The sequence below is a fragment of the Sabulicella rubraurantiaca genome (genome assembly GCF_017355885.1).
GTDB classification, from domain to species: Bacteria; Pseudomonadota; Alphaproteobacteria; order Acetobacterales; family Acetobacteraceae; genus Roseococcus; species Roseococcus rubraurantiacus.
Genome location: NZ_JAFEUU010000023.1, coordinates 15013 through 41304 on the forward strand (window position 1 = coordinate 15013; position 26292 = coordinate 41304).

Sequence of the window (26292 nt, forward strand, 5' to 3'; positions counted from 1 at the left end):
AGATCGCCCGCTAGTCCGACTTCAGCGCTTTCAACTGGGAGGCGCTAGGCCCGTCTCCCGGCCGGGTCGCCGCCATACTGTATTCGAAGTGGCAGCGGGGCGGGTGGTGAATGTCTCCGCCATCCCGGCCGCGTTCCGGCTTTCCTCACGTCCGAAGCTATTTCGAGGGCCGTGGCCGAACCCCCGCCTCCCCATGAACCCGAAGGATTTCGCCTGCCGCCTCTGTGTGCAACTCGCGGGGCGCGTGCTCTCCGACAACATCACGTATGACTGTCATGATATGGCTCACCACAGGATCAGCCTGCCGACGGCGACTACTTGGTCACCCTAAAGAACCCGAAGCGTTTCACGGAAGATCCGCGGGCATTCCCCGAACACGGAGCGAGGGCGCGGCCGTGGCCTGAGCGCGTCAGTTGTGGCACTGTCGCTCCACCATGGTCCATTAGTTCCTGAGATCGCCAGTGTGGGCTGCCTACACCATTTCAGCCATGGTCGCGGGGCGACAGGACAAGATGATCGCCCACGACCTTGGACGCAGCCTTTTCATAATGGCAACTTAATGAAGAAGCTTGCTGTGCACGACACGCAGGAGCCGTTCGGATGACGGTGGCCGCCGAATCTGGGTCCGAGGACAACATGAGTGCTTCTGCCGCTGTGGTGCTGGTCACAGCGCAGCCTGGAGCCGGGAAACCTCAACCAGCAAAGCGTTGCCATGGCCTATAAGCCCTACCCCCGAGCTGCCGATTGGGTGTTCATCACCGGTTTGACTGCGTCCGCCATTCTCTTCTCGGCGGCTGTGGGACGTGTTGCGGAGGCCCAAAGCCAGACGGACCCACCGAGCAATGCGTCGCCAAGTGGGTTCATCGAGATCGTTCCTGCAGAAGGCCGCGCTCCCGTGCACCTCGCTACGTCGCAGGTCGTACGAGTGGGACGGGTCGAGAACTTCACCACGATCGATACGGCGGCCTGGGTCCAGCAGCGAACCATTGAGCCAGCCGAGGCACTTGCCCGGCGCCTCCGCAGTGCTGGCCAGCGCTTGGTGACATTGACCGATCTGAACCACGGCCGCGTCTACCTGGCGCTCGACAGGATCGTCCTCGTCCGCGACTCCAACGAACGGCATGCTGCTGGGGCACGCGCGGCCATCGTCATGGTTGGCCTTCGCTTCAATACGGATATCGCGGTGAGGGAGACTGCTCAGGAGGTTATGGCAGCAATCAGGCGCGAGGGGCACATGCCCATATCCGGCCCTCAACCTGCTGCGCCTTAGACGAGATTTACGCTACCGGGATGTGGACTAACGAGCGGCGACGTGGATGCGGCCTGGGGCGTCTCCAGCGCGGTTGGACGCGCTGGACTGCGCCCAAAACATCGCCTACGGGGCATGGACGCCACGCAGCCCTAGCGCGCCCAGATGCCGCGGCCGATGGAGCGCGCCCGGTGCTCGGCTTCCAACAGGACGGTTGGTGCATCCTCTTCCGCGCGGCCGCCGCCATTGAACAGCACCACCTCCGCCAAGTCCCGGTCGCCTGCGCGGCAGTTGTGGTAGCCCGGGCGTTCGGCGGCCGGCGTGCAGGACACCTCGCGGCCCGCCAGATAGACGGCCATGTCGCGGGCGTACTCGCCTCCGAACCCAATCACGCCAGCGAGCCGCGCGACCTGCCCACCCACCCGCAGCGTGGCAGTGTCCAGCACGCTCACACGGCCGCGCAGCGCTGGCGCCGCAGGCGGAGCAGGCGGCGCCGCAGCGGCCGCTGGCTGTGGGGCGGGGGGCGCGGCCACCCTGATCCGGCTGGCCTCTCCGACAAAGGCTTGCCACATGCGCGCGGGCAGCTCGCCGCCCGTGACGCCGTTGGTGGGGGTGTTGTCGTCATTGCCGACCCAGACGCCCACGACGATGTCCGGCGTGAAGGCAATGAACCAGGCGTCGCGGTGCTCCTGCGTCGTCCCGGTCTTGCCCGCCACCGGGATCTGCAGCCGGACCGTCCGGCCGGTGCCCTCGCGCACCGCGCCCACCAGTAGGCTGAGCAACTGTTGCCGCACTGCCGGGGCCAAGGGCGGTTCGCCTGTCGGCTCCGACCGCGTGTAGAGGGCGCGGTCGCGGGCGCGCACAGCCCGGACCACATGCGGATCCACGCGGCGCCCTGCCGCCACGGAGGCAAAGGTGCCGGTGAGTTCCAGCAACGTGCTCTCGGCGGTGCCAAGCGCCACGCTCGGCACCGCAGGAAGCTCGGATCGAAGGCCAAGACGCCTTGCGACATCGGCCACGCGCTCGCGTCCCACCGTCTCGGAGAGCTGCACCGCCACGGTGTTGATGGACTGCGCGAAGGCTTCCCGAAGCGTCGTCGATCCGCGGAACCGTCCGCCAAAGTTCTGCGGCTCCCAGGTGCCGATGCGTACCGGCCGGTCCACGACGGGGCTGTCGGGGTTGAAGCCGTTCTCCAGCGCGGCCCCATAGACGAACAGCTTGAAAAGCGAGCCGGGCTGGCGGCGGGCCTGCGTGACGCGGTTGAACTGGGTATCTGCGTAGTCGCGGCCGCCCACGGCGGCGAGCACCGCTCCCTCATGCGTCATGGCGACGAGTGCCGCCTGCCCGACCCTCGCGCGATCGCCCTCACGGCGCAGGAAGTCTGTTACCACGCGCTCGGCCAGATCCTGCAATTCGGGGTCGAGCGTCGTCCGCGCGGCGAGATCCACCGGCACAGGGCCAAGAAGTCGACGGACATCGGCTTCCACCCAATCGGCGAACCAGCCGCGGCCGGCCGCCATCTCGGGCGGCGCCTGCAGCGCGGCAGGTTTGGCACGCGCGGCGTCCGCGTCGCCCTGAGAGGCACGGCCCGTCTCGACCATGGCGGCGAGGACAAGCTCAGCGCGGCGTCGCGCGCCTTCCATGTTGCGGGTGGGGGCAAGCTGTGACGGGGCGCGAATAAGGCCCGCGAGCATTGCCGCCTCGGCCAGCGTCAGCTCGCCCGCGGCCTTGCCGAAATAGCGCCGGGCCGCCGCGTCCGCGCCCCAGGCACCCGCACCGAAATAGGCGCTACTGAGGTAGCGGGCGAGGATCTCGTCCTTCGACAGCTGCCGCTCAAGCCAAAGCGCGATCAATAGCTCCTGTGTCTTGCGCAACAGCGTCCGCTCGGCCGAAAGATACTGCAGGCGCGCAAGCTGCTGGGTGATGGTGCTGCCGCCCTCGCGCGTGCGGCCGGCCGTCGCATTCCGCAGGCCCGCGCGGAAGACGGCCCGCAGATCCAAGCCGGCATGGTCGCGGAAGCGACGGTCCTCGATTGCCACCACCGCGTCCGCAAGCGGCTGCGGCAGCCGGTCGGCCTGGATCGGGTCGCCCCGGAGCGTGCCGCGTGCAGCGAACACGTCACCGGTTCCGGTCTCAAGGACGAGGGAGGCGTTCGCACCGGGCTGGGCGGCCATGCCGCCATCCACGGGCAGTGCCAGCAGGCACCAAGCCACCAGAGCCACAGCGCTGCCCAGCGCTATGACAAGCCCGAGAGCGAGAACCACCGGCCGGAACAGGAACCGCAGCGGCGCCGCGATCGCGTGCAATGCCCGCATCAGGCGGGGGGCCGGTGGGGGAGATCCGGTGTTGTCCTTGGTGGCCGCGCTCACCGTGTCACACGGCTCACGCGCGCCTCACCAGGCCGGATCGACCCACCCTCCCCTGGGGGACGGCGGGGGCGGAGCGTAGCGGGGGGCTGGGGCATAATAACCATAGGCCGGCGGCGGTGGCGGCGCAGGCGTGTAGTAGTAGACCCGCGGCCGAGGGGGAGGAGGCGCGTAGTAACCCGGCGGGGAGTATTGGTACTGGTAGTATTCGCGATAGCCGTAGCCGTCGCGGAAATAACCCCGACGTCGACCTCTGCCGCGCCCGCCTTCGCCACCTTCACCAACAGCCACCAGCGGCGACTGGCGCGCATCGGCGGGTGGCAGGAAGGAAGCTCCGCCAGCGCGCACCAGTTGCACGCCTCGTCCGCCATCGGCCCCGTCCTCATCGGAGACTGGAAGGACAACAGGTGCCGCTGCGACCGGGACGGTCAGGTGCACCACTCCGAGCATCGCCGCCGTAATGAGAACTGACCGCATGACCTCCTCCGCCCGGCAAAGACGTGCCGGCGTGCAAGGCCCACGACCTCGCCTTCACCAAACGCAGAGTTCATTGGAGGGTTTCTCCAGCACGAAGCCACAGACAGGAGACAGAGGTGCCCCCAGCCGAAAGCCCGGTTTTGTCCGCCGTTCCGGGCATTTCGTGGCCGGCCATCCCAGCTGCCAACGGCGCGGCCTTGCTGTCGGTGCTGTTCCAGCTGGAACAGAGCCAATGGTGGCCGCTCGACCGCTTGCTGCTGCGCCAGCGGGAGCAACTCGCGGCGCTCCTGGCTCACGCCGCGGCCCAGGTTCCGTTCTACCGCGAACGCCTGGCCGGGGGCCTCGCCCAACTTCCGCAGACGGAGGACTGGCAGAAGGCGTGGCGTCAGATCCCGATCCTCCGCCGCGAGGAGATCCAGGCGGCGGATGCGTCGGGCGCGATGCTGGCCGAGCGGCTTCCGGCGGGGCATGGCGAATGGCGGGAGATCTATACCTCCGGCTCGACAGGCAGCCCGATCCGTTCGGTGCGAAGCCAGCTATGGGAGTTGATCTGGAGCGCCTTCACCGTCCGCGATCACCTTTGGCACCGGCGTGACCTCGGGGGCACCTTCGCGGCCATCCGTGAGAGCGGCAAAGGCAAGGCGCTCTGGCCGGACGGCACCACGGCTCCATCCTGGGGCTACTCCACTGACGCCGTGTTCGCGACGGGGCCTCTTGTCGCGCTCAACATCACCACGCCGATCGAGCAGCAGGTGGAGTGGCTGTTGCGACGCGATCCCGACTACCTTTTGACGCATTCCTCCATCGCGCGGCTGCTGGCCGAGGCGTGCCGAGCAGGCGGCGTCCGGCCGACGCGGCTGCGGCAGGTGATCACGATCTCGGAAAACCTGCGTCCGGGAGTAAGGGAAGCCTGCCAAGCCGCGTGGGGCGTGCCGCTCGTCGATATCTACAGCACGCGTGAGGCCGGCTACCTCGCGCTGCAGTGTCCGGACCACGAGCACTACCATGTCCAGGCGGAGGGCGTGTTCCTTGAGGTCTTGCGTGAGGACGGCGAGCCCTGCGGGCCAGGAGAGGTCGGCCGCGTCGTGGTGACGCCCTTGCACAACCTCGCCATGCCACTGATCCGCTACGACATTGGCGACCTCGCGGAGGTGGGAGAAGCGTGCTCCTGCGGACGCGGGCTTCCCGTGCTGAGGCGCATACTGGGTCGGACCCAGAACATGCTGGTGCTGCCAAAAGGAGACCGGCATTGGCCCCTGCTCGCCTCCTCCGACCTCCAAGCCATGACGGAAGCGGCGCCGCCCCTTCGCGGCTACCAGATCGTCCAGCGAGCGATCGACCGGCTTGAGCTGCGGCTGGTCGTGGCGCAGCCGCTTTCCGAGGCCGAGGAAGATGCGATCACTCGATGGGCAAAGGCGAAGTTCGGCGAGGCGTTCCGTGTTGATCTCGCCTTTCTGAGCGAACTGCCGCGCTCAGCTGCAGGGAAGTTCGAGGATTTCTTATGCGAGGTCCCGTGATCGGATCCAACGCAGCGTCCAGTTTCGACACCGAGCCGGCAAGCGCTTCGCGGCACCGACCCCTGCCGTGGCGATGGGGCCGGCCGCGAATCACATAGGAGTACAGGCCGCCCTCCTCTTGAAATGCGGCACCGCATCAAGCTGGATCATAGAGAACTGGCGCAACTGCGCGCAAAAACGTTGCGTTCTGTTTCGTTGCTTGGCGTAGCCTTTCTGAGGCTTTGCCGAGCCCTGCATTCCTCAATAGGTGGGAGGCCCCCTGTCCTCGCTCTACGCCGCCTTGGCCTGTCTCATAGGATGCGCCCTGCTCTTCCTTGCGGCCTATGAGGTGTATGCGACCGTGCTGCATGCGCGAGCGCGGGCTGGCCCGCTCGCCGAGACCTTGAGCCGCCTCGCCTGGAGGGTGGCTCTCGCGGCCACGGGCCGGTTGCCGCGCGAGCGGCGGCACCGGGCGCTGAATCGCGTTGGGCCACTGCTGCTCCCGACGCTGCTTGCCGCACTCATGGGAGTGCTCAGCCTCGGCTTCGCCTGCATCTACCTGCCCTGGATGCCGGACGGCTTCCGCGTGGATGAAGGCGCACAAGACGCGCCGGCTTGGCTCCAGGCGATCTACTTCAGCGGCGTGACCGTGACCACGCTTGGCTATGGCGACATCGTCCCCCGCGTCACGCTCATGCGCCTGGTCGCCCTGGCAGAGGCCGGGACTGGCTTCGTGGCCATTCCGCTGACCGTTGCCTACTTCCTGACCGTCAACGGCGCGCTGGAGCGACGTCGGGCGGCAGCGCTCGCTCTGTTCCATGAAGCAGGGCGCGGTCCGGACGCCGCAGCCGCACTTCTGGCGCGCCGTCACCGGAACGGCGAGTTCGTCGGCCTCGACGACGTGTTCGCGGAGGCGGCCCGCGCCTTGCAGGCGGTGCTGGAAAGCCAGGTCGAGCATCCGGTGACGCAGTACTTCCATCCGGTCGAGGTCCATGACGGCCTGCCACGGATGCTGTTCGTGGCCCTGGAGATCGGCGCCGTGCTCCGCGCCTTCCCCGACCCCGACCGCTACCCGGAGGCTTGCGACCACCCGACACTCACCGCACTGGAGGAAACGGCGCTCCATGCGCTCGGCGAGGTTGCCGTGTCGATTGGCTTGCGGCGCCGCGCCTCGCCGGCAAGGACGGTGAACGTCGAGCGCAACGATCTGGCCGACCGGATTGCGAGGACGCGCGCCCGGCTCGCCAAGGCCGGCATTGCTGAGCGGCCGGACGCGGCTGTCGCCATCCGCGCCTATCTGGAGCATCGGTCGCGTTGGGAGGGGGACCTGAAGATCGTTGCCAGCAGCCTCGGCTATGATTGGGACGAGCTGACCGGGGACCAGGACCCGCGCGCCGCTGCAGAGGCCGACCGCATGCGCGAGGATGCATGACGTCGCACCCACCGGCCTTTCGTACCGCTACCCGACATCGAGGATCAGCTATGCTGCTCGCGCTCGCCAAGCTCATCCTCGCCGGACGCTTCCTCCTGATTGTGTTCTTTCTCGGCCTCATGTGGGGCCTCGCTCTCTTTGCGGTGCGCTTCCTGGGCAAGCTCTGGGAGTTGACCATAGAGCTCTGGCAGAGAAGCGAGGCGGACCTGCTCATCGACGTGCTTCACCTGCTCGACAGCGTCCTCGTTGCCTCGCTCGTCGTGATGGTGGCGCTATCCTCCTATGACAGCCTGGTGGACCGGCTGCAGGGCGAGGCGGACGAGCAGGAGATGCGCTGGGTGTCGCGCACGGACCATGGCAACCTGAAGATCAAGGTGGCGACGGCCATGGTGGCCATCTCCTCGATTCACCTGCTGCAGATCTTTCTCCAGGCCGAGACGCAGAACGAGACGGCGATCTTCTGGCGGGTGGTCATTCACATGGTCTTTTTGGTGGGTGCCGTGCTGCTCGGCATCCTGGACCGCCTGGGCATGCACCATGGAGATGCCGGCAAGAACGAAAGGGTGTGACGCGAGCCGCCATCCTGCCGGCCCGGCATTGCAGCCTAAACGCGCCAAACTGCCTTGAAATCTTACGGAACTTGTTTGATGCGCTGAGGATGCACCCTCCGTTAGACCCTCGGTGCAAATGGGCATTAGAACAGCAGAGTACCTTCGGATTCAGGCCAAGCTCGCCGCCAGCCTACAGGACGAAGCGCAGGTGGCGGCGAGGCATAGCCTGGTCAGTCGCGAGTGCCATGCGATGACCGAAAAGGTCGATCAGCTTTGGATTCGCCTTCGCGTAGCGAGTGCCCCGCGGACAACAGCGACGGCCGTCGGGACTTCAGCCAGCACTGCCTAGAGTGTTGGAGGGCCGTTCCTCCGAGGCGAGTAACTTGAGATGCTTGCCGGCCCTGGGCCCTGGCCGAGGAGGCCCGAAGCCGGAGAACATTGGCTGCAGCGCATGACTCAGACCGCCCCGATGTGTCAGACGGGTAGGACGTATCACCGCCGCTTCGTCGAGACCAATTCGCACCCGCCGACCACGGTAGAGGCGTTCAGGATGAAGCGGTTCGTTCTGGTGGGGATTACGATCATGGCGTCGCAGGGCCCAGCGCGCAACAAGGCGACAGGGACTACGAAATCCGCGACTTCACCCGCACCGAAATCCAGATGATCCCAGGACGCGGCTATCTGGACCAGCACCTATGTAGGTCTAAAGGACTGTGCCTGGGGCCGCTTGGCCGCCGAAGCCGCGCGGAATTGGTGCCGGAGCAACAACCTGCGGACGTCAGAGACCTTCAACGAGGGCAAAGCTGACGCTGCTCTTCCGTCAGGCTCTACCAGCACGAGCGGCCGTTGACTGAACGATGGCGAGCGACCCGGACACCAACATAGTGTCCGTCCGCCCCTGAACCTGAGGCGGATCGTGACGTTTGGCTTGCTTTTGCGGAAGCGATCCGGTGCGAACCGATGAGCGATGGCCGGTGCCGGGGCCGCCGACGGAGGCCTGCTTGCGGCAAGTCACACTTTGTCACTCGCTCTACGGCGACGCAGAGTAAAGCATTGGTCCTCCTGCTAACGCTCGGGTCGAGCCTGAACTGGCCGCCAAGGAGGCTTCCATGTCATTGCTCCATACACCCTATCTTCTTTCCCGACGTAGGGTCGCCCTGGGCACCGCCTCCATCGCAACTACTCTTGTTGGGACGCGAGGCAATTTTGGCGCCTCAGCGCAGGGCCTCCCCCTGGTCCCAACGCCGCGCCAGAGCACCGGTCCCTACTATCCGTTAGACTGGTCCGGAGACGTAGATAACGATCTCGTGCGTGTCAGGGGCGCCGAAGCGGCAGCTCAAGGCATTGTCACGCATGTGCGAGGCCGCGTAGTGGCGTCGACCGGCGAACCTATAGCGGGAGCGACTGTCGAAATTTGGCAAGCTGACGTGAATGGCCTCTACAGACACCCGCGCGATCAGCGAGGCGTGCGAGACGCCGGGTTCCAGGGACGTGGGCGGATGGTGGTCGGATCAGATGGCCGTTTTGCCTTCCGCACGATCAAGCCGGTCCACTACCCGGGACGTACACCGCACATCCACGTCCTCGTCTCGGCTGCGGGCTGGCCCGAGCCGTTTGTGACTCAGTTGTACGTCGCCGGAGAGCCGCAGAATGAGCGGGACAGCCTATTCAACTCTGTACGCGACCTGCGCCAGCGCGAGGCCATGCTGATGCACTTTGCCCCCGCCGATCGCATTGAGCAGGGCGCACTGCTGACCGAACGCGATCTTGTAATGTTCTAAGGTGCGTTAGCGCCTGAGCCAGCCGAGTGCGGCGGCGAGACAGAGCATGCCGAGAAAGGATCGTGCGGTCTTGTCGTAACGGGTAGCAGCCGTGCGCCATTTCTTCAGCCGGGCCTAGAGGTACTCCAGAGGCGGGGGGCTGGCATAGGCCCCGCCGGGATAGGCTACAGGCGCCTCGGGCACGGCAGGGGACAGTCCTTGTATCTGCCGGGGCGCCAGCGCGAGCCCTTCAGAACAATTCCAACAATGCATTGAGCATCTGGACCAAACGGGGGAGTTTGCATGCCTGTCTTGGCGCCATGCGCCACACGAGCCGCATGTTGGCCATAAGGAAGCATTTACTCTCGGATCGGTCGGAGGCGTCGAGTGCGTATGGCAGTCGCCGCGTTCGGTAGTTTGTCTCCAGGTGACTCACCCGCTCCGACTCTCTGTAGCAACGAGAGTTTTTGGCGCGCCGGAACGACCCAGATCGGCCATAGCTCATTCGCCTGATTTCAGGGCAGCGGGCGATACCCCTTTCTGGCGGCGCTTCGCAAGCAGTGTGAGTTTTTCTCACGACCTGTGAGAAAGAGTGGTTTGCGGCGCCAGTCCGTGCCGCCCTATGCCGCCTACCAACGATACACTCGGAGGATGCCCGCATGCGGCGAGGGCCAGTCCAGGACGCGTGGCGATGAAGGCCGCGCCCTTCACGTTCCATCGCGCCGAGAGCCTGGATCACGCGCTGGATTTGCTGGCGCGGCATGGAGGCGACTGCAAGCCCATCGCGGGCGGGCAGAGCCTGGTGCCAATGATGGCGATGCGCCTGGCCCGGCCTTCGGTGCTGGTGGACATCAATCGGCTCGACGCGCTGAAGGCGCGGCACGACGCGCCAGATCACGTGACGCTGGGTGCGATTACCCGTCAGCGCGACATGGAGGCCGACGTCGCTCTGCGCCGTTCTGTCCCCCTCATCGCCGAGGCGCTGCGCTGGGTTGGCCACGTGCAGACACGCAATCGCGGCACGATTGGGGGGAGCCTCGTCCACGCCGACCCATCGGCCGAGCTTCCCCTCGCTGCTGCCGTGCTGGACGCCACGCTGGTGCTGCGGAGCCAGAACGGGGGGGAGCGCCGCGTGCCGGCCAGCGAGTTCTTTGTCGCCCCCATGTTCACGGCCGCCAACGAGGCGGAATGCCTCACCGCCGTCGAATGGCCGGTGTGGGCCGGCGCGGGCGTGTCCTGCGCCTTCGAGGAGGTCGCGATCCGGCATGGCGACTTCGCCATGGCCTCGGCCGCCTGTCAGATCCAGCTGGACCCCGATGGCACCTGCCGCCGCGCCACCATCGGGTTGGGCGGGGTCGCGGGCACGCCGCTCGCCTTCCCGGATCTGGCGCAGCGCCTCATCGGCCGCCGCATCACCGCGACCCTAGCTCAGGAGGCCGCGGAGGAAGCCGCCGCCCGCTCCGAGCCCGGCACGGATATGCACGCCGACGCCGGATACCGCCGTCATCTCGCAGTCGTGCTGCTGCGCCGCGCCCTGCTGCGTGCCGCCTCGGCTGCCACGCCGGCCCTGGCCGCCTAAGGGGAACCGCCATGACCGCCCCGATTTCCGTCGAGATCACGGTGAACGGCACAGTGCGCCGCGCCTTCGTGGAGCCGCGCACCACGCTGGTCGACTTCCTGCGCGACCATCTTGCCCTCACCGGGACCCATGTCGGCTGCGAGCACGGCATTTGCGGCGCCTGCTCCGTCCTGCTGGACGGCGCGCCGGTGCGTGCCTGCTGCCTTTTCGCCGCGCAGGTGGATGGTATGTCCGTCACCACCGTCGAGGGACTTGCCCCCGCGCGGGGCGAGTTGTCCAAACTACAGGACGCTTTCCTCGAATCCCACGCGCTGCAATGCGGCTACTGCACGCCGGGAATGCTGATCGCCTGCACCGACCTCCTCGCGCGCAACCCGCAGCCCAGCGAGGAGGAGATCCGCGACGCGATCGGGGGCAATCTCTGCCGCTGCACCGGCTACCAGCAGATCGTGGACGCCGTGAAGCTCGCCTCCGGCCAGGAGGAGGCAGCGCATGGCTGAGTTCCGCTACATCGGCAAGCGCCGACGCGCCGTCGAGCACCGGCGCTTCGTGCGGGGCCAGGGCCGGTACGCCGCCGACATTCAGCTTCCGGGCCTGCTGCACGTCGCCATCGTTGCCAGCCCGCATGCCAGCGCGCGCATCCTCTCGGTAAACGCTGACGCTGCACTCGCCCTGCCTGGGGTCCATGCCATCATCACCGGCGACGAGATGAACAGGGAGCTTGAGCCCATGCTTCCCGGCGTGGACGCACCCGCCGTCACGCGCTTTCCGCTGGCGCGCGGCGTGGTGCGCTACGCCGGGGAGTGGGTGGTCGCCGTGGTGGCCGAAACCCGCGCCTTTGCCGAGGACGCCGCCGAGCTGGTCGAGGTGGAGTACGAGCAGACCCAGCATGTCGTCGACCCTGAAGCGGCGCTGCTTCCGGAGGCGCCGCTGGTGCACCCTGCCCACGGCTCCAACATTATCTGGAACCGCAAGTTCACCTGGGGCCCGGTTGAGGAGGACTTCGCCGCCGCCGAGCACACCCTTTCCTACCGAGTGCGCTGGGCGCGCTCCTCCACGGTCCCGATCGAAACCTTCGTCGCCACCTGCGCCTGGAACGACGCGACCGAGATCCTGGACGTCTGGGCCTCCATCCAGATGCCCAAGTTCCCCGACCAGCTGGCGCGTGCCCTGCGCCTGGCGGGCAACGCGGTGCGCGTGCATTACGACGTGGATGTCGGCGGCTCCTACGGCGTCAAGCGCGGTCTGAAGCACACCGTCCTCGTCGGATGGCTCGCGCGCCGGCTGGGCCGCCCGGTGCGCTTCCTGGAAGACCGGCTGGAGAACATGCGCGGCGGCGACATGCAGGGGCCGGACCGCATCTTCGAAGTCGCCATGGCCTTCGGACGCGATGGCGTCGTGCGCTCCATGAAGATGCGCGCGGTGGACGACGTGGGCGCATATTCCGGCCGTGCGCCGCTCCAGCTGGGCAAGCCAGTGGGAGCCATCGTCGGTCCCTACATCATCAACAGCGTGGTCTACGACGCCGTCTCGGTGATGACCAACAAGACGCCGCAGGAGGCTGTCCGCGGCTTCGGCCAGTCGCCGACCAACTACGCAATCGAGACGGGCATGGACAAAGTGGCGCGGTTCCTCGGCATGGATCGGGTGGAGATGCGCCGCCGCAACCTCATCCCCGCCGACCGTTTTCCCTACCTGATCCCCTCCGGCACGAGCTACGACAGCGGCGACTATGCGACGGTGCTGGACAAGGCTCTCGCGGCTGCCGGCCATGACGAGCTGCTGCGTCAACGTGATGCGCTGCGTGCAGAGGGCAAGCTCGCCGGGATCGGCGTGTCCACCTGCCTGGAGCCATCCGGCGGCAATTCCTCCTTCGAGCCGCTCTTCAATCCCAAGAACACCACGACGACCTGGATGGATTCCTGCCTTGTCCGCGTGGATCTGAACGGCGCCGTCACGGCGGTGATGGGCACCTCCACCTCCGGCCAGGCGCACGAGACGCTGGTCTCGACCGTGGTGGGCGAGGTACTGCGGCGCGAGCCAGACACGATCCGCGTCATCCATGCAGATTCACTGAACGCCTTGCCCTCCAACAGCCCGGTCGGATCGCGCATGGCGATCATGCTGGGCGGGGCGGCGGCGGGGGCGGCGAAGCGCATCCGCGCCAAGATGCTTGCCATCGCCGCGCACCAGTTCCAGGCACCGGAAGGGGCGCTGGAGTGGGAGGATGGCGACGCGGTGATGCGCGGCGACCCTTCGCGTCAGATCGCTTGGAGCCGCCTGGTCGAGATCGCTCATCGCGAGTTCCACAACCTGCCGGAGGGGATGGAGCCGGGCTTGCAGGAGAAGTTCGTCTGGGAGGTGCCGACCGGCGGCATGATCCCTACGGCGGATGGGCGGGTGCAGATGTACCCCTGCCACTCCTTCGAGTGCCACATCGTCCTCGCCTCCGTGGACGCGGAGACGGGCAAGGTGGCGCTGCACCGCTACGTGGTCGGCCATGATTGCGGCGTGATGATCAGCCCCGATGTCGTGCACGGCATGACCTATGGTGGTGTCGCACACGGTCTAGGTGCCGCGCTGATGGAGAAGTTTGCCTTCTCGCCCGAGGGCCAGCTCGTCTCGGGTTCCTTCATGGACTACCTGCTGCCCTCCGCACAGGAAGTGCCGTCCATCACCATCGTGGACCACTGCACGCCGTCCCCGCTGACCGAGTTTGGGCAGAAGGGTTCGGGGGAGGCCGGCTACCTCGGCGGCCCCGCCGCCATTGCGAGCGCGATCAACGACGCCCTCGCGCCCGCGGGCGCCTCTATTGACGCCCTTCCGATGACGCCCGCCGCCATCTGGCGCGCCCTGCGCGAAGCCACGCCCGCCGCGCCCGCGCGCGAAGCGGCCGAATGACCATCCGAAGAGAGGAAGAAGCCATGACCGAGGCCCTGAAGATTGAACAGGACGGGCGCCTGCTGCGCGTGACGCTGAACCGAAAGGATTGCGGCACGACGGACAGCATGGCCGCCGCGATGGCCGAGGCGCTGCTGAAGGCGCACGAGACTTCGGACGCGGTGCTCCTCGCCTCCGCAGGTGCGGATTTCTGCACGGGACGCGTGCGCGACGTGCCGGGCCCGCCCGCGGCCGAGGCCTATTCCCGCCGTCCCGAATACGATGGCGTCTTCAACAGCTACAAGGCGATCCGCAACGCACAGGTGCCGGTGATCGCAGCGCTGCGCGGCCGCGCTATGGGCTACGGCCTCGCCGTTGCGGCGCTCTGCGACGTGTCCTTCGCCGCCGACAGCGCGACCTTCAACATCCCTGAGATCAATCACAACGTCATGCCGACCATGGTGATGTCGGCCGTGTACGATCGCATGAACCGCAACGCCATCCTCCGCATGGCCTACTCTGCGGAGTTCATCACCGCCCAGCGCGCCCTCGAATACGGCATCGTCTCCGATGTGGTGCCTGAGGCGCAGTTGCAGGCGGAGGTGGAGAGGTTCTGCCAAGTCGTGCTCGCCCGCCCGCGTCCTGCGATCCTCGGTCTCAAGGAATACCTGCGTGTTGCCCCGCGCATGGACGACCAGGGCGCGGTGGATTACGCGCGCTCGCTGCATTCAATGGTGAACACCGCCGCTGCGATGAAAAAGCAAGCGCACTGACCACGGCGCGCTCAAGAAACAACAACCAGGAGGACGACATGACCAAGATCCACTGGCCCCGGCGGCGTCTCCTCGCCGCCGCGGCACTGGGCGGGCTGGGCGCGCCGGCGGCCCTCGCGCAGCCAGCCGGCCGCACCATCCGCATCGTCGTGGGTTTCCCGGCCGGGCAGGCAACGGATCTCGTCGCCCGCATCTTCGCAGAGCGCCTGGGCGCTGGCTCGCGCGACAACTACATCGTGGACAATCGTCCTGGGCAAGGTGGCAGCCTCGCTCTAGGCAGTGTCGCCCGCGCCGCGCCCGATGGCACGACGATGATGATCGCGCACATGTCGGCCATGGCGACCAACCCGCATCTTTATCGTTCCGTTCCGTATGACACGCTGAGGGATTTCGACGCGGCCGGGCTGATGGCGGATCTGCCTTTCGTGCTGGTCTGCAACCCGAGCGTTCCCGCGCGCAACTTGCAGGAATTGATCGCATACGCCCGCGCTAATCCGGACCGGCTCACCAACGCGTCCTCAGGCAATGGCACCGTCTCGCACCTCGCCATGGAGGAATTGAAGCGCCGCGCGGGGATGCGGATCACTCACGTGCCTTATCGTGGCAGCGCGCTCGGCGTGACGGATGTGATGTCGGGCACGGTGCAGGTGGCATTGGAGACGGTCGCGTCAACCCTGCCTCACATTCAATCCGGCCGCCTCCGCGCCCTTGCCGCTGGGACTGGGCAGCGTCTCGCCGTCCTGCCGGACCTGCCGACGCTGGGTGAACAGGGGTTTGCCGGTTTTACGGCCGTCACTTGGCTCATGGTGATCTACCCGACCGGCGTGTCGCGCGAGGTCCTCGTTTCCACGCATGAAGCCATCAACCGCACCATGCGCGTGCCGGAGATCGAGCAGCGTCTCATCGGCCTCGGCGCGGTACCGCGCTACAGTTCGGACCCGGACGAGGCGCAGGCCTTCATGAAACAGGAATTCCATGACTGGGGCGAGGTCGTGCGCCGCAGCGGCACGGTCCTGGAATAGCGCTCAGCCATCCCGCGCCCACTCCTCCATTGCCTGCTCGGTTTCCCTCCCTTCCCGGAGGAGCCAGTCGATGAACCCGTCCACTGCCTTCGTGTGGTGGGCGGCATTCGCATAATAGCGGCGCCGCTTCGCGGCACGCGCGCCGAAGGGCGCACAGAGCCGTCCGGCCAGGATGTCGTCCATGACGAGGAAGGCCGGCACCAGCACCACGCCCAACCCCTCGGCTGCTGCCTGCAGCGCGAAGTACATCTGCTCGAAGCGTAAGGTGCCGGCGGAGCGAAGCTCGGGCATCTCTGCCGCTGCTAACCAATCCGCCCAGGCATAGGGCTCGGTGGCGTAGGAGATCAGCGTCTGCCCAGCCAGGGCCTCCGGCTTCGCGAGGCGATTTCGCTCGGCGAGGTCTACGTGGCAGATCGGTAGGATCAGCTCAGTCATGAAGGGGATGGAGACGCAGCCGGTCAGTGGCGCCTGGGCGCCACGTATCGCGATGTCGTATCCCTCTGCCTCGAACCGCACCGGGCTGAGGGAGGTCGTCATCCGCACCTCGAGCCCCGGTCGGCGGCGCTGGAAGCCGGAAAGGCGCGGAATGAGCCAGCGCATGGTGAAGGTGGGCGGGGCGTTGACGTGCAGAGCGCGGGGCGAAGCCTGGTCCTGCACGTGCATTGCCGCCAGGGCCAACCGATCCAGCGCCGCCGTGGAATCGGCCAGAAGCGCCGCGCCCGCGTCGGTCAGCACAAGCTGAGAATTGCGGCGGTGGAAGAGCGCCACACCCAGCCATGCTTCAAGCTGGGTGACCTGCCGACTCACCGCGCCATGGGTGACACCCAACTCCGCCGCCGCCTTGGTCAGGCTGACGTGGCGCGCCGCAGCCTCGAAGGCGCGGATGGCATTGAGCGGTGGCAGGCGGCGCGTCACGAAACCTCCATCCCTCGAAGGTGGCAGGATAGAGCGCAAGCATGGGCTGTCCGGCCACGATCTGGCTCAAGCTGCGCACATTGGACCCGGCGGAGCAGACGCCGATGCGAACGCCGCTCCCACCTGCTGATCAGTTCGCGTTGGGGCTGCTCCAGCCTGGTATTCGCGGAAAATCCAGTTTTGCGGAAGCAGGGTATTTATCGGATGAGAGGCGGCAATGCCCAGTAGCTCCGACACTGTGAAATGCTGGGTTCAGCTTCCGATAGGTGAGCATGCGAAAACATGAATTCAGACTGAGCGGGAAGTCGTGCGGTGCGCAAAGCCCGTTGCGCCACACTTATGCTTCCGTCACCGCAAAGCTCGCTGGGTGCGTGAGTTCGGTTATAGAGTCGCTGCCATGCCGTTACTGCCTCAGAGAGATCTTCGGGAGTTGGCTATTCGTCATCTCAGGCGGCTCCATGCACGGACGTGGCCCTCCCCTGCCCTGTTGACGACGCTGACGCTTCTGGCTGCCTCGGCCGCTCCAGTCCGAGCCGAGGTCGCACAGCGTAACCTTGGCTTATGCCAGGACTGCGCGCCGTAGCGACTTCTTCTAGCCTCGCCTCTCCGCCCTGCTGCGGCCAAGGAGGCGATGCCGAGCACTCGCATCCGCAATTAGCGGGAAGCGTGGAGACAGCCATGCATGGAGAAGATGGCACGGCCGTATCCTGTGGATAGGCCGCAGACCAATCCCCCTGCGGTGGGTTCCGATCTTCCAGTATGCGGCAGGTATGGTGCCCTTTTCCCGGTTGGGTCCGATTTTCCAGCGAGCAGCAAGGTCGTGGGCGAGCTGGCCGAGGGTCTGGGCGGCCCTCCGTGACAGTGGCTGGCCCGTCACTGATCTTCGGGCGGCCCTGTCCTCGATAGCCCGAGGTTCGTGAGACCATGTCGGAACCGCCCATCCCTGCCATGATCGGGAGTGACCCGCGGTCATGGCCACGGTGCAGCGGCGTCCCGAACACGATGCCTGAAGTTCTGACCTTCAGGCAGGCAAGAGTTCTCGCAGCCGGAAGCGCATGATTTTGCCTGAGCCGGTCCTGGGGATTTCCTCCGCAACGTGGATCTCGGCCGGGACTTTGTAAGAGGAGAGTTGCTCGCGGCAATGCGCCAGCAGTGCGTCTGCTTCCACCGTCTCTCCTGGCTTCTCCGCGATGAAGAGGACCGGCACCTCGCCGAGGAGGGCATGCGGAACCCCGATCACGGCGCAGTCGCGCACCCCAGGAAAGAGTGCAGCCACTTCCTCGATCTCAGCCGGGGCAATGTTCTGTCCCCCTCGGATGATCAGCTCCTTCAGCCGCCCGGTGATGGTAAGGAAACCATCCGCATCCATGCGCGCAAGGTCACCCGTGTGATACCAGCCGCGCCGAAGGGCCTGCTCAGTCTCCGCCGGCTTGTTGTGGTAGCCGAGCATGAGGTTAGGCCCTCTCACAACAAGCTCGCCTTCTGCACCCGGCGCAGCATCCTCGCCCGTGGCGGGGTCCAGCAGTCGCACTGACAGGCCCGGCACGGGCAGGCCGCACGATCCCGCGGGCCGGCCGCCATCGGGCCAGTTCATCGTGACCATCGTAGACGTTTCAGTGATCCCGTACCCGTCCAGGAGCTTAGAACCCACCTGCTCCTCCCATGCACGGCAGAGGGCCGCCGGCAGGATGGCGCCTGCCGAGACGGAACGGCGGAGCTTGGGTGCGCGTGGCGCGATCTCACCTTGGAGAAGGTAATGGAACATGGTGGGCACGCCAGCGAACAAGGTCGGCTCCCACTCCTCAAGGAGAGCACATGCCTCACGCGTCCCGTAGCGTTCCATGAGTCGGGTCTCGGCGCCCGTCGCCAAGGTCCCAAGGAAGGTGAGATTGAGCCCATAGGAGTGGAAGAGCGGCAGTGGCGACAGGAAACGATCTTCCTGCGAGAGGCCGAGGATGGGCGCCCAGCAGGATGCGACGATCCACAACATGGACCGCAACGTGAGAACGACCCCCTTCGCGCGCCCCGTCGTGCCTGAGGTGTATACGATGAAAGCCACCTCGCTGAGCCTGGCGACGTCAGGTGAAACACTCGCCTGACCAGCGAGGCGGACGAAGGATGCCTCGTCCAGGACGAACTCCAACGTCGCGCACTCACCCCGCATCGCCTCGACCTCGGAAGCGCGCGCGTCACTGACGATGACGCCTCGGCAGCCGGCGTCCTGGATCCGGTAGAGGATCTCGGGTCGTGTTGAGTCGTGACTGATCGGCACCAGGACGCCGCCGGCGCGCAGCACCGCACAGGCTGCCTCAACCCAGGCGACCCCATTCGGCAGCAACAGCGCGACCCGTTCGCCGGCAGTGATCCCGCGGGCCACGAGGTGCCCGGCCAGGTTCGCGCTGCGCGACGTCAGGTCGGCCCATGTCACCTTTCGCGACGCGTCGACGAAGGCGGTCCGCCCGCCCTCCCTCAGAGCCTGGCGCTCGAGAAGGACGGGAATTGGAGCGATCAGGTCTGTGCGGATCATCCACGCACCAGGGGACACGCAGATTGGGAGAGGGGCCGGTACGCCTCCTCTGCCGGGACAGTCGCTCGGAGCTTGTAGTAGTCCCACGCACCACGCGACTCGCCGGGCGATTTCACCTCATAGACATACATTTCGTGGACCATCCGCCCGTCCATGCGGATGCGGCCATTCTTGGCGAAGAAGTCATTGATGGGGGTCTCCCGCATGCGTTGCATCACGGCGGTCGCGTCAAGCGTGCCTTCCGCCTGCACCGCGCGCAGCCAATGCGCGGTCGAGGAGTAGTCGCCCGCGTCGCCCATGTGCGGCATGCGGTTCCGGATGGCCAAGAAGCGGCGCGCCCACGCGCGCGTCTCCTCATCGCGGTCCCAATAGAAGCCGTTCGTCAGCACCATACCCTGCGCGACCTCAAGCCCCAGCGCATGCACGTCAGGGAGCCAGGTCAACAGCCCGACGACGGTCTGGCGCCCACCGCGTCGCAAGCCGAACTCATGTGCGGCCTTCACGGCGTTGATGAACACCGTCCCCGAGCCAGCGATAGCGACGACCTGGGCGCCAGAGCCCTGGGCACGCAACAGGAAGGAGGAGAGGTCGGGGCTTTCCACTGGATAGCGGACCGCGCCGACGACGCGCCCGCCCAGGCCCCGGACCACCTCCATCGTGTCGCTCTCAAGCGCGTGGCCAAAGGCATAATCCGCGGTGAGGAAAAACCAGCTCTGCCGGTTCTCGCGCATCAAGGTGGTGGCCGTGCCACGGGCGAGCGCGACCGTGTCATACGCGTAGTGGATGCTGTTTGGTGTGCATCCTTCGTTCGTGAGTCGCGACGAGCCTGAACCATTGACGATCGCGATGCGGCCACGCTCCCGCGCCACGCTGGTCACAGCCAGGGCCACCGCCGAGTTGATGAGATTGGCGATGAGGTGGACGTCGTGGCGGTCATACCATTCTCGTGCACGGCTGACGGCGATGTCGGGGCGGTTCTGGTGGTCGGCGACCACCACCTCGACGGGCCGCCCCAGCAGCTGGCCGCCATGGTCCTGCACCGCCATGCGCACCGCCGTCGCGGCACCTTCACCCGCCTGGTCCGAGAATTGGCCGGACATGTCGGTCAGCACGCCGATCCGGATTGGGCCCGTGCCCTGCGCCAGGGCCGGCAGGGCAGTGAGGCTCAAGGCCCCTGCCCCGAGGGTTCGGCGGGTGATGCTCGACGTCATGGACGGTCTCCTTCCCTGCGGGGTCTTTTGCAGGCCACCCCTCTTCGGGGACGGAGACTTGCATAACGGGACTTCCACGATCAAGCGGGTTTGTCGGAAGCCCCTTCCAGCGAATAGCCGGTCACGTATCGCACGCGTCGCGCCGAAACCGGCCTTCCGCAACATGAGCAGACGACCTGAGGCGTAAGGGGCTGCCCGGTCCTAGCATCCTCGAAGGACAGGTTCTGCTTGCGTTCAGGGATCAGCCAACGGTCCGCCCAGGCTTTCATCAGGGCCAGCGGCCCAAATAGCTCCTCGCCTTCTGATGTGAGCGCGTATGCGCCACGCCCGCCGCCCTCAATCAGGCCGCCCGCGGCCAGGGTCTTCAGGCGGTCAGAGAGGATGTTCGTGGCGATGCCAAGATTGCGATGGATTTCGTCGAAACGCGTGTTCCCGTGGAACATCTCCCGGAGGATGAGGAAGCTCCATCGGTCCCCGACGATGGAGAGGGTGCGTTCCACAGAGCAGGGGCGGCGGCCGACCACCTGGCCGTCGCGCCAGGGCCTGCGCGAGCGCGTGGCCGGCTCAGCGGGGCGCCAGTAGCCAGCAGCGATCCGGAACCGAATCCCTGCTGCGCGGACGGGCTGTCCCGTCTCAGCCCACAGGGTGCGAGGCGCGAACCAGCTGCGGCAGTCCAAGTGGAACAGGGCAAGGGGCGGAACACCCTTCTGCAGCCACCGGTCCCCAAAGGCGAGGAGAGAAAGGAAGACCGGAAAGAGGTCTATCCCCTTGGGCGTCAGGGAATAGGCCTTCCAGCGCGAGCCAGGCTCAAGGTCGCGGGCCGCGAAGACTCCCGCCTCAACCAGCTTGTCCAGGGTGGCGGACAAGGTTGTGCGGGAAATGCCAAGCCGCTCTTGAAAGTCCCCGAAGCGCCGTGCCGCGAAGAATGCCTCGCGCACCACAAGAAAAGTCCAGGTGTCGCCGATCACCGACAGCGCCTTGGCCATCGCGCAGTCGCGCTCTGAGCCAACGGGAACCTCCTTGTCGGGACGTGCCCCCTCCATGCCATCCATCATCCGCCTCCTCTATCGCGCCGCTTCCGCGCTTGAAATCGCCCAGGGATTGTGGTCTTCTCCTGCAAGTCCAGTTATGAAAGCAATAAGCAGGCGCAGGGCAGCGTCAGGAGGATCCGGCCAGTGGGAGACACACGAACCGACCGCGTGCCCACCGAGCCTTCGCGGCGCCTGGATTTTCCCGTTTCCGTGGACATCACCACGCGCTGGGCGGACAACGACGCCTATGGCCACGTCAACAAGGTCGCCTACTACGCCTTCTTCGACACAGCCGTGAACCAGTGGCTGATCACGCAGGGCATCCTCGATATTGCTCGCAGCCCACTCGCCGGCCTCGTCGCCGAGACGGGCTGCCGCTACCGGCGCCCCCTTGCCTATCCGCAGCCGGTTTCCGTGGGGATGCGCGTTGCGAGGCTCGGGATCTCATCCGTCCGCTACGACGACGCAGTGTTCAGTGAAGGGTGCGACGAGGCAGTGGCCGAGGGTCATTTCACGCATGTCTATGTAGACCGCGCCACGGGCCGACCCGCACGGCTCCCAACAAAGTGGCGCCGTCTCTTTGAGACGATTGCCGCGCCATGAAGCCCCCGCCGTTCGACTATTCACGGCCAACGAGCCTTCCGGAGGCCCTCGCGCTTCTGGGCCCCGACAGCAAGGTCATCGCAGGCGGCCAGAGCCTATTGCCCATGCTGAACTTCCGGCTGCTCCGGCCGTCCCTGCTGGTGGACATCGGCCGCATCCAATCCCTCAGGGGGCTTCATGAGACGCCCACTCACCTGGAGATCGGTGCCACCACCTCCCACCGCACGCTCGAGACACATCCGCTCGTCGCGGCGCGTTTCCCTGTACTGGCAGAGGCGATGCGACATGTCGCGCACTTGGCCATTCGGAACCGGGGAACGATTGGGGGAAGTCTCTCCCACGCAGATCCAGCCGCCGAGCACCCGATGCTCGCCCTGCTGCTGGACGCCCAGATCCAGGCTGCTGGCCCATCTGGCAAGCGCCAGATCCCAGCGAGGAAGTTCTTCCAGGGCAGCCTCACCACTGCCCTGCTGGAGGACGAGATGGTGGTGGCGGTGCGGCTGCCTTGGCTCCGCCCAGGCACGGGATGGGGCTTCGAGGAGTTCGCGCTCCGGGCCGGTGACTTCGCCACAGCCTGCGCCGCGGCCCTGCTCCGCGCCGGGCCAGACGGGCGCATCACTGAGGCACGCCTCGCCCTGATGGGGGTGGATGAGACCGCGCTGCGAGTTCCGGAGGCGGAAGCACTCCTGCTGGGCTCGTCGCCTTCCGCGTTTGGCGAGGCCGCGAGGCTCGCGCAGGCCGCAGTCCGCCCGGCCACCGACATACGCGCCTCCTCCGGGTTCCGCCGCCACTTGGTCGGCGTCCTTGTCGGGCGGGCGCTCGAGGCGGCCTGGGGCCGCGCAAGGGAGGGACAGGCATGACCACGATCCGCCTCACCGTGAACGGGGAGCAGCATGAGGCGGAGGCCGAACCGCGGATGCTTCTGTCTGACTTCCTGCGCGGCCCGCTGGGCCTCACGGGAACTCATGTGGGCTGCGAGCATGGCGTTTGTGGCGCGTGCACCATTCTGCTGGATGGCGCGAGCGTGCGCTCATGCCTGTGCTTGGCGGTTCAGGCCGATGGCTGCACGGTGGAGACTGTGGAGGCACTCGGCACACCCGCTGCGCTCTCCCCCCTTCAAGAGGCTTTCCGCGCCCATCACGCCCTGCAGTGCGGGTTTTGCACGCCAGGGATGCTGATGACCGCCACAGACATGCTGCGGAACCACCCCCTGACCACGGAGGAAGAGGTGCGAGAGGCACTGTCAGGCAATCTCTGCCGCTGCACGGGTTACCAGCACATCGTGGATGCCGTCATGGCGGTGGCGAGGACACGGGCATGAGGCTGCACCTGCTCGAGGTAGGCCGGCTGCGCATGCGACGCTCAACCTATATCCCCGATGCGCCGCGAGAGGAGACGGTGGAGATTCCCGTCCCGGCCTACTTGGTTCGCCATAAGGGCGGGAACATCCTGATCGACACCGGCTGCAACCCACGCCTTCCTGACGACCCGACGGGTGTGTGGGGTGGCTTGAGCCGGGTCATGACCCCGCTGCACGACCGTGAGACGCACATCGGCACCGCCCTGGCTGGTCTGGGCCTCGTGCCGGACGACGTGGATCTTGTGATCCTGTCGCACCTGCATGTGGATCATGCCGGCGCGAATTCGCTGTTCCAGAGGGCTTCGTTCCTGCTCCACGAGGCTGAACTTTCGGCAGCCCGTGCGCCGGACGCCGAGGCCAAGGGGTACCTTCGTGCCGAGTGGGAGGTGGACCGCCCCTTCACCGAGGTCTCAGGCGAAACGCATGACGTCCTGGGCGATGAGCGGTTCGTGCTCCACCACTTTCCGGGCCACACGCCGGGCCTGATGGGCGCGCTGTTGCGCCTGGAGCGCGACGGCCCGGTGCTACTGGGCACGGACGCGGTCCCGATGATGGAGGTGTTGCGGCGTGACCTGGTGCCGCGAAACAACCTGGACGCCGAGGCAACTCGCGCCAGCCTTGCGAAGGCACGGGCGCTCCAGGCGGAGGGCGCCTTGCTCGTCTGCGGCCACGACCCGACGCAATGGCCAGGGCTGCGACATGGAGCCGAGGGCTACGCATGAATGCCGAGATGCGCCCCAAGCATGTCGGGAGCCGGGTCCCGCGGCGGGAAGATCCCCGCCTGCTGACGGGCGAGGGTCGCTTTGTCGCTGATCTGATGGGGCCGGGAACGCTCCACCTCGCGATCCGGCGGAGCGAGCACGGCCACGCCCGCATCATGCGGATCGGCACCGAGGCCGCCGCCGCCATGCCCGGTGTTGTCGCGGTGGTGACCGCTTCCGGTCTCGCCGGTGCGCTCCAGCCTGTCCACGCCACCTCCCGCATGCCCCGTTATCAGGCGACGGCGACGCGCGCCTTGGCGGAGGGCAAGCTGCGCTATGTCGGCGAGCCGGTTGCCGCAGTCCTCGCCACAAGCCGCTACCTCGCCGAGGACGCGGCAGAGATGATCGAGGTGGAGGCTGAGCCCCTCCCTGAACTCTCCGATCCCGAGGCGGCGGCGCTCCCGGACGCACCGGTGCTCAATCCGGGGACATCCTCCAACATCCTCGTCGAGCGCGTCTTCGGCCGAGGCGCAGTGGAGGAGGTTCTGATGGGCGCGGCCGTCCGTGTCGGCGGGCGCTTCCGCTTCCGGCGGAAGGCTCCGGTTGCGATTGAGCCGCGTGCTTGCCTCGCGGAAGTCGAAAAGGGCAGCGGGCGCCTGACCCTTCATTCCTCCACACAGGTGCCGGGCATCCTTCGCGACGCCCTATCCGAGGCGCTGGACTTGCCCGGGCACCTGATCCGAGTGGTGGCGCCCGACGTGGGAGGGGGCTTCGGTGGCAAGGCATCTCTCTACCCGGAGGAGCTGCTCGTCTGCGCACTGGCCCGCCGCTTCCGTAAGACGATCGGGTGGATCGCGGACCGTCTGGAGGATTTGGTCTCCACATCCCATGGCTTTGACGAGATCGTGGATGCCGAACTTGGTCTGGACGCAGATGGCGGTCTGGCCGCGCTGACTGCAGAAATCCTTGGCGACGTGGGCGCGGGGTCCATCTATCCCTGGACCGCCGCGCTGGAGCCGGTGCAGGTCGCGTCCTTCCTCCCAGGCCCCTACCGGCTGCCAGCCTATCGTGGGTCGGTGCGGGCAGTCGCGACGAGCAAGGCGCCAACCGGCCCCTATCGCGGCGTCGGGCGTCCAATTGCAGCTTTCGTGATGGAGCGGCTCATGGACATGGCGGCGGCGCGCCTCGGGCTCGACCCCGTCGAAATACGCCGCCGGAACCTCATTCGGCCGGAGGAATTCCCCTACAAAATCGGCTCAGGCATTGTCTGGGACCGGTCGGGCTTCCACGAAAGTCTTGAGGCGGCCTGCAAGGCAGGTGGTTACGCCGCCCTGCGCGAGGAACAGGCCAAGCTACGAGCGGAAGGCCGCAAGGTCGGCGTTGGCATCGCCTGCTACGCCGAGCTGACAGGCATTGGCTCGCGCATCTCCGCCGCGCCTGGCATGCCGATCAACACCGGAACGGAGACCGCACGGATCGAGCTGGACTCCACGGGCGCGGTGACGGCGCGTTTCGGCGTCGCCTCGCATGGCCAGGGGCTGGAGACGACCCTGGCCCAAGTGATCGCAGATGAGCTGGGCGCGCGGCTGCAGGACATCCACATTGTGCAGGGTGACAGTGCCGCAGTCCCACACGGCACCGGCACCTATGCCAGCCGCTCCGCGGTGCTGGCTGGGGGCGCCGCGACGCTCGCTGCACGGACGCTGCGCGCGAAGGTGACGGAGGCGGCCGCGCACCTGCTCGAGGCCTCACCCGGAGACCTGGAGGCGCACGACAGCCGTGTCATGGTCGCCGGCACCGACCGTGGCCTGTCCTTCCGCGAGGTGGCGCGCGCCGTCTACTCGGAGATGGGACGTTTTCCCCGCGACGCGCGCCCTGAACTGGAGGCCTCCGAAACCTACGACCCCTACTTCGGCACCACCGCCTCCGCCACGCACCTCGCCGTGGTTGAGGTTGATCCCGGGACATATGGGGTGAGGCTCCTCCGGTACGTGGTGGCGGAGGATTGCGGCAAGATGATCAACCCGATGGTCGTGGACGGCCAGGTCCATGGGGGCGTGGCACAAGGCATCGGCGCGGCACTTCTCGAGGAGGTGGTCTATGACGAGCGCAGCCAGATCGTGACAGCGAGCCTCGTCGATTACAGCATCCCGACAGCAGCCGAAATTCCGCGCATGCTGGTCCACCATGTCGAGTCTGGCCCAGCGCCCACCCTCGGCGGGTTCCGCGGGATGGGTGAAGGCGGGACGATCGGTGCCCCGGCCGCCATCGCCAATGCGCTCAGTGACGCGCTTGGCATCAGCGTGCAGGAACTGCCGGCGACAGCCGAGCGTCTGTTCCGCGCCACGAATCTCTGAGA

At 66.8% G+C, this 26292-nt stretch carries 21 protein-coding genes; 15 read left to right on the forward strand and 6 right to left on the reverse strand.

Annotated elements, in window-relative coordinates:
* Positions 1-640: 640 nt before the first annotated feature.
* Entirely contained in the window at positions 641-1270 is a 630-nt protein-coding gene (locus tag JTJ31_RS22360; protein WP_207540965.1) for a hypothetical protein, read from the forward strand.
* Between the two features lie 131 nt (positions 1271-1401).
* Here JTJ31_RS22360 and JTJ31_RS22365 read toward each other — a convergent pair whose 3' ends face one another.
* Positions 1402-3618, reverse strand: coding sequence for a PBP1A family penicillin-binding protein (locus JTJ31_RS22365; protein ID WP_328805801.1), 2217 nt, complete (start codon positions 3616-3618; stop codon positions 1402-1404).
* Between the two features lie 24 nt (positions 3619-3642).
* Positions 3643-4092: a hypothetical protein gene (locus JTJ31_RS22370; RefSeq protein WP_207540966.1), complete on the reverse strand. Its 450-nt coding sequence runs from the start codon at positions 4090-4092 to the stop codon at positions 3643-3645.
* A 116-nt stretch (positions 4093-4208) separates the two neighbouring features.
* Here JTJ31_RS22370 and JTJ31_RS22375 point away from each other — a divergent pair, with 116 nt between their 5' ends.
* From JTJ31_RS22375 to JTJ31_RS22415, 9 genes are all read left to right on the forward strand, one after another.
* Positions 4209-5609 (forward strand): phenylacetate--CoA ligase family protein, encoded by a 1401-nt coding sequence (locus tag JTJ31_RS22375; RefSeq protein ID WP_207540967.1) that lies wholly within the window; start codon positions 4209-4211, stop codon positions 5607-5609.
* A 247-nt stretch (positions 5610-5856) separates the two neighbouring features.
* Complete coding sequence (locus JTJ31_RS22380) at positions 5857-7020, forward strand: potassium channel family protein (RefSeq protein WP_207540968.1); 1164 nt, start codon at positions 5857-5859, stop codon at positions 7018-7020.
* Between the two features lie 50 nt (positions 7021-7070).
* On the forward strand, positions 7071-7589 hold the full coding sequence (locus tag JTJ31_RS22385) for a YqhA family protein (protein WP_207540969.1): 519 nt from the start codon (positions 7071-7073) through the stop codon (positions 7587-7589).
* A 1091-nt stretch (positions 7590-8680) separates the two neighbouring features.
* Positions 8681-9352 carry a dioxygenase family protein gene (locus tag JTJ31_RS22390; RefSeq protein WP_207540970.1) on the forward strand — a complete coding sequence of 224 codons (672 nt, stop codon included), beginning with the start codon at positions 8681-8683 and terminating at the stop codon, positions 9350-9352.
* 670 nt (positions 9353-10022) lie between these two features.
* Entirely contained in the window at positions 10023-10910 is an 888-nt protein-coding gene (locus tag JTJ31_RS22395) for an FAD binding domain-containing protein (protein WP_207540971.1), read from the forward strand.
* Positions 10911-10921: 11 nt separating this feature from the next.
* Positions 10922-11410: a (2Fe-2S)-binding protein gene (locus tag JTJ31_RS22400; protein WP_207540972.1), complete on the forward strand. Its 489-nt coding sequence runs from the start codon at positions 10922-10924 to the stop codon at positions 11408-11410.
* Positions 11403-13811, forward strand: a complete 2409-nt coding sequence (locus tag JTJ31_RS22405; protein ID WP_207540973.1) for a xanthine dehydrogenase family protein molybdopterin-binding subunit — start codon at positions 11403-11405, stop codon at positions 13809-13811. Before JTJ31_RS22400 ends, JTJ31_RS22405 begins: the two co-directional genes overlap by 8 nt.
* Positions 13812-13834: 23 nt before the next feature.
* A complete protein-coding gene (locus JTJ31_RS22410) occupies positions 13835-14563 on the forward strand; it encodes an enoyl-CoA hydratase/isomerase family protein (RefSeq protein WP_207540974.1) in 729 nt (242 codons plus the stop codon).
* A 38-nt stretch (positions 14564-14601) separates the two neighbouring features.
* Entirely contained in the window at positions 14602-15585 is a 984-nt protein-coding gene (locus JTJ31_RS22415) for a Bug family tripartite tricarboxylate transporter substrate binding protein (RefSeq protein WP_207540975.1), read from the forward strand.
* Between the two features lie 3 nt (positions 15586-15588).
* Here the strand turns inward: JTJ31_RS22415 and JTJ31_RS22420 are convergent, their stop codons facing one another.
* From JTJ31_RS22420 to JTJ31_RS22435, 4 genes are all read right to left on the reverse strand, one after another.
* Positions 15589-16500: a LysR substrate-binding domain-containing protein gene (locus tag JTJ31_RS22420; RefSeq protein ID WP_207540976.1), complete on the reverse strand. Its 912-nt coding sequence runs from the start codon at positions 16498-16500 to the stop codon at positions 15589-15591.
* Positions 16501-17521: 1021 nt separating this feature from the next.
* Positions 17522-19027 carry a class I adenylate-forming enzyme family protein gene (locus JTJ31_RS22425; RefSeq protein WP_207540977.1) on the reverse strand — a complete coding sequence of 502 codons (1506 nt, stop codon included), beginning with the start codon at positions 19025-19027 and terminating at the stop codon, positions 17522-17524.
* A complete protein-coding gene (locus tag JTJ31_RS22430) occupies positions 19024-20238 on the reverse strand; it encodes an ABC transporter substrate-binding protein (RefSeq protein WP_207540978.1) in 1215 nt (404 codons plus the stop codon). The genes JTJ31_RS22425 and JTJ31_RS22430 overlap by 4 nt, the downstream gene beginning before the upstream one ends.
* Before the next feature lie 80 nt (positions 20239-20318).
* Positions 20319-21224, reverse strand: coding sequence for a winged helix-turn-helix transcriptional regulator (locus JTJ31_RS22435; protein WP_207540979.1), 906 nt, complete (start codon positions 21222-21224; stop codon positions 20319-20321).
* Between the two features lie 189 nt (positions 21225-21413).
* Between JTJ31_RS22435 and JTJ31_RS22440 the strand changes: the two genes are divergently transcribed.
* Genes JTJ31_RS22440 through JTJ31_RS22460 form a run of 5 tightly spaced genes read left to right on the forward strand, consistent with a single transcriptional unit; the run spans position 21414 to position 26290 of the window.
* On the forward strand, positions 21414-21872 hold the full coding sequence (locus JTJ31_RS22440; RefSeq protein ID WP_328805802.1) for an acyl-CoA thioesterase: 459 nt from the start codon (positions 21414-21416) through the stop codon (positions 21870-21872).
* On the forward strand, positions 21869-22732 hold the full coding sequence (locus JTJ31_RS22445) for an FAD binding domain-containing protein (RefSeq protein ID WP_207540980.1): 864 nt from the start codon (positions 21869-21871) through the stop codon (positions 22730-22732). The genes JTJ31_RS22440 and JTJ31_RS22445 overlap by 4 nt, the downstream gene beginning before the upstream one ends.
* Positions 22729-23193, forward strand: a complete 465-nt coding sequence (locus JTJ31_RS22450) for a (2Fe-2S)-binding protein (protein ID WP_207540981.1) — start codon at positions 22729-22731, stop codon at positions 23191-23193. The genes JTJ31_RS22445 and JTJ31_RS22450 overlap by 4 nt, the downstream gene beginning before the upstream one ends.
* Entirely contained in the window at positions 23190-23954 is a 765-nt protein-coding gene (locus JTJ31_RS22455; RefSeq protein ID WP_207540982.1) for an N-acyl homoserine lactonase family protein, read from the forward strand. The genes JTJ31_RS22450 and JTJ31_RS22455 overlap by 4 nt, the downstream gene beginning before the upstream one ends.
* Positions 23951-26290, forward strand: a complete 2340-nt coding sequence (locus JTJ31_RS22460) for a xanthine dehydrogenase family protein molybdopterin-binding subunit (RefSeq protein WP_207540983.1) — start codon at positions 23951-23953, stop codon at positions 26288-26290. The genes JTJ31_RS22455 and JTJ31_RS22460 overlap by 4 nt, the downstream gene beginning before the upstream one ends.
* Positions 26291-26292: the final 2 nt, after the last annotated feature.

What these genes read in the sequence shown, in the direction of transcription:
- JTJ31_RS22370 (WP_207540966.1), bottom strand. Translation starts at nt 4,092, where the DNA reads ATGCGGTCAGTTCTCATTACGGCGGCGATGCTCGGAGTGGTGCACCTG.
- JTJ31_RS22385 (WP_207540969.1), top strand. Translation starts at nt 7,071, where the DNA reads ATGCTGCTCGCGCTCGCCAAGCTCATCCTCGCCGGACGCTTCCTCCTG.
- JTJ31_RS22390 (WP_207540970.1), top strand. Translation starts at nt 8,681, where the DNA reads ATGTCATTGCTCCATACACCCTATCTTCTTTCCCGACGTAGGGTCGCC.
- JTJ31_RS22395 (WP_207540971.1), top strand. Translation starts at nt 10,023, where the DNA reads ATGAAGGCCGCGCCCTTCACGTTCCATCGCGCCGAGAGCCTGGATCAC.
- JTJ31_RS22400 (WP_207540972.1), top strand. Translation starts at nt 10,922, where the DNA reads ATGACCGCCCCGATTTCCGTCGAGATCACGGTGAACGGCACAGTGCGC.
- JTJ31_RS22405 (WP_207540973.1), top strand. Translation starts at nt 11,403, where the DNA reads ATGGCTGAGTTCCGCTACATCGGCAAGCGCCGACGCGCCGTCGAGCAC.
- JTJ31_RS22410 (WP_207540974.1), top strand. Translation starts at nt 13,835, where the DNA reads ATGACCGAGGCCCTGAAGATTGAACAGGACGGGCGCCTGCTGCGCGTG.
- JTJ31_RS22415 (WP_207540975.1), top strand. Translation starts at nt 14,602, where the DNA reads ATGACCAAGATCCACTGGCCCCGGCGGCGTCTCCTCGCCGCCGCGGCA.
- JTJ31_RS22425 (WP_207540977.1), bottom strand. Translation starts at nt 19,027, where the DNA reads ATGATCCGCACAGACCTGATCGCTCCAATTCCCGTCCTTCTCGAGCGC.
- JTJ31_RS22430 (WP_207540978.1), bottom strand. Translation starts at nt 20,238, where the DNA reads ATGACGTCGAGCATCACCCGCCGAACCCTCGGGGCAGGGGCCTTGAGC.
- JTJ31_RS22435 (WP_207540979.1), bottom strand. Translation starts at nt 21,224, where the DNA reads ATGGCCAAGGCGCTGTCGGTGATCGGCGACACCTGGACTTTTCTTGTG.
- JTJ31_RS22445 (WP_207540980.1), top strand. Translation starts at nt 21,869, where the DNA reads ATGAAGCCCCCGCCGTTCGACTATTCACGGCCAACGAGCCTTCCGGAG.
- JTJ31_RS22450 (WP_207540981.1), top strand. Translation starts at nt 22,729, where the DNA reads ATGACCACGATCCGCCTCACCGTGAACGGGGAGCAGCATGAGGCGGAG.
- JTJ31_RS22455 (WP_207540982.1), top strand. Translation starts at nt 23,190, where the DNA reads ATGAGGCTGCACCTGCTCGAGGTAGGCCGGCTGCGCATGCGACGCTCA.
- JTJ31_RS22460 (WP_207540983.1), top strand. Translation starts at nt 23,951, where the DNA reads ATGAATGCCGAGATGCGCCCCAAGCATGTCGGGAGCCGGGTCCCGCGG.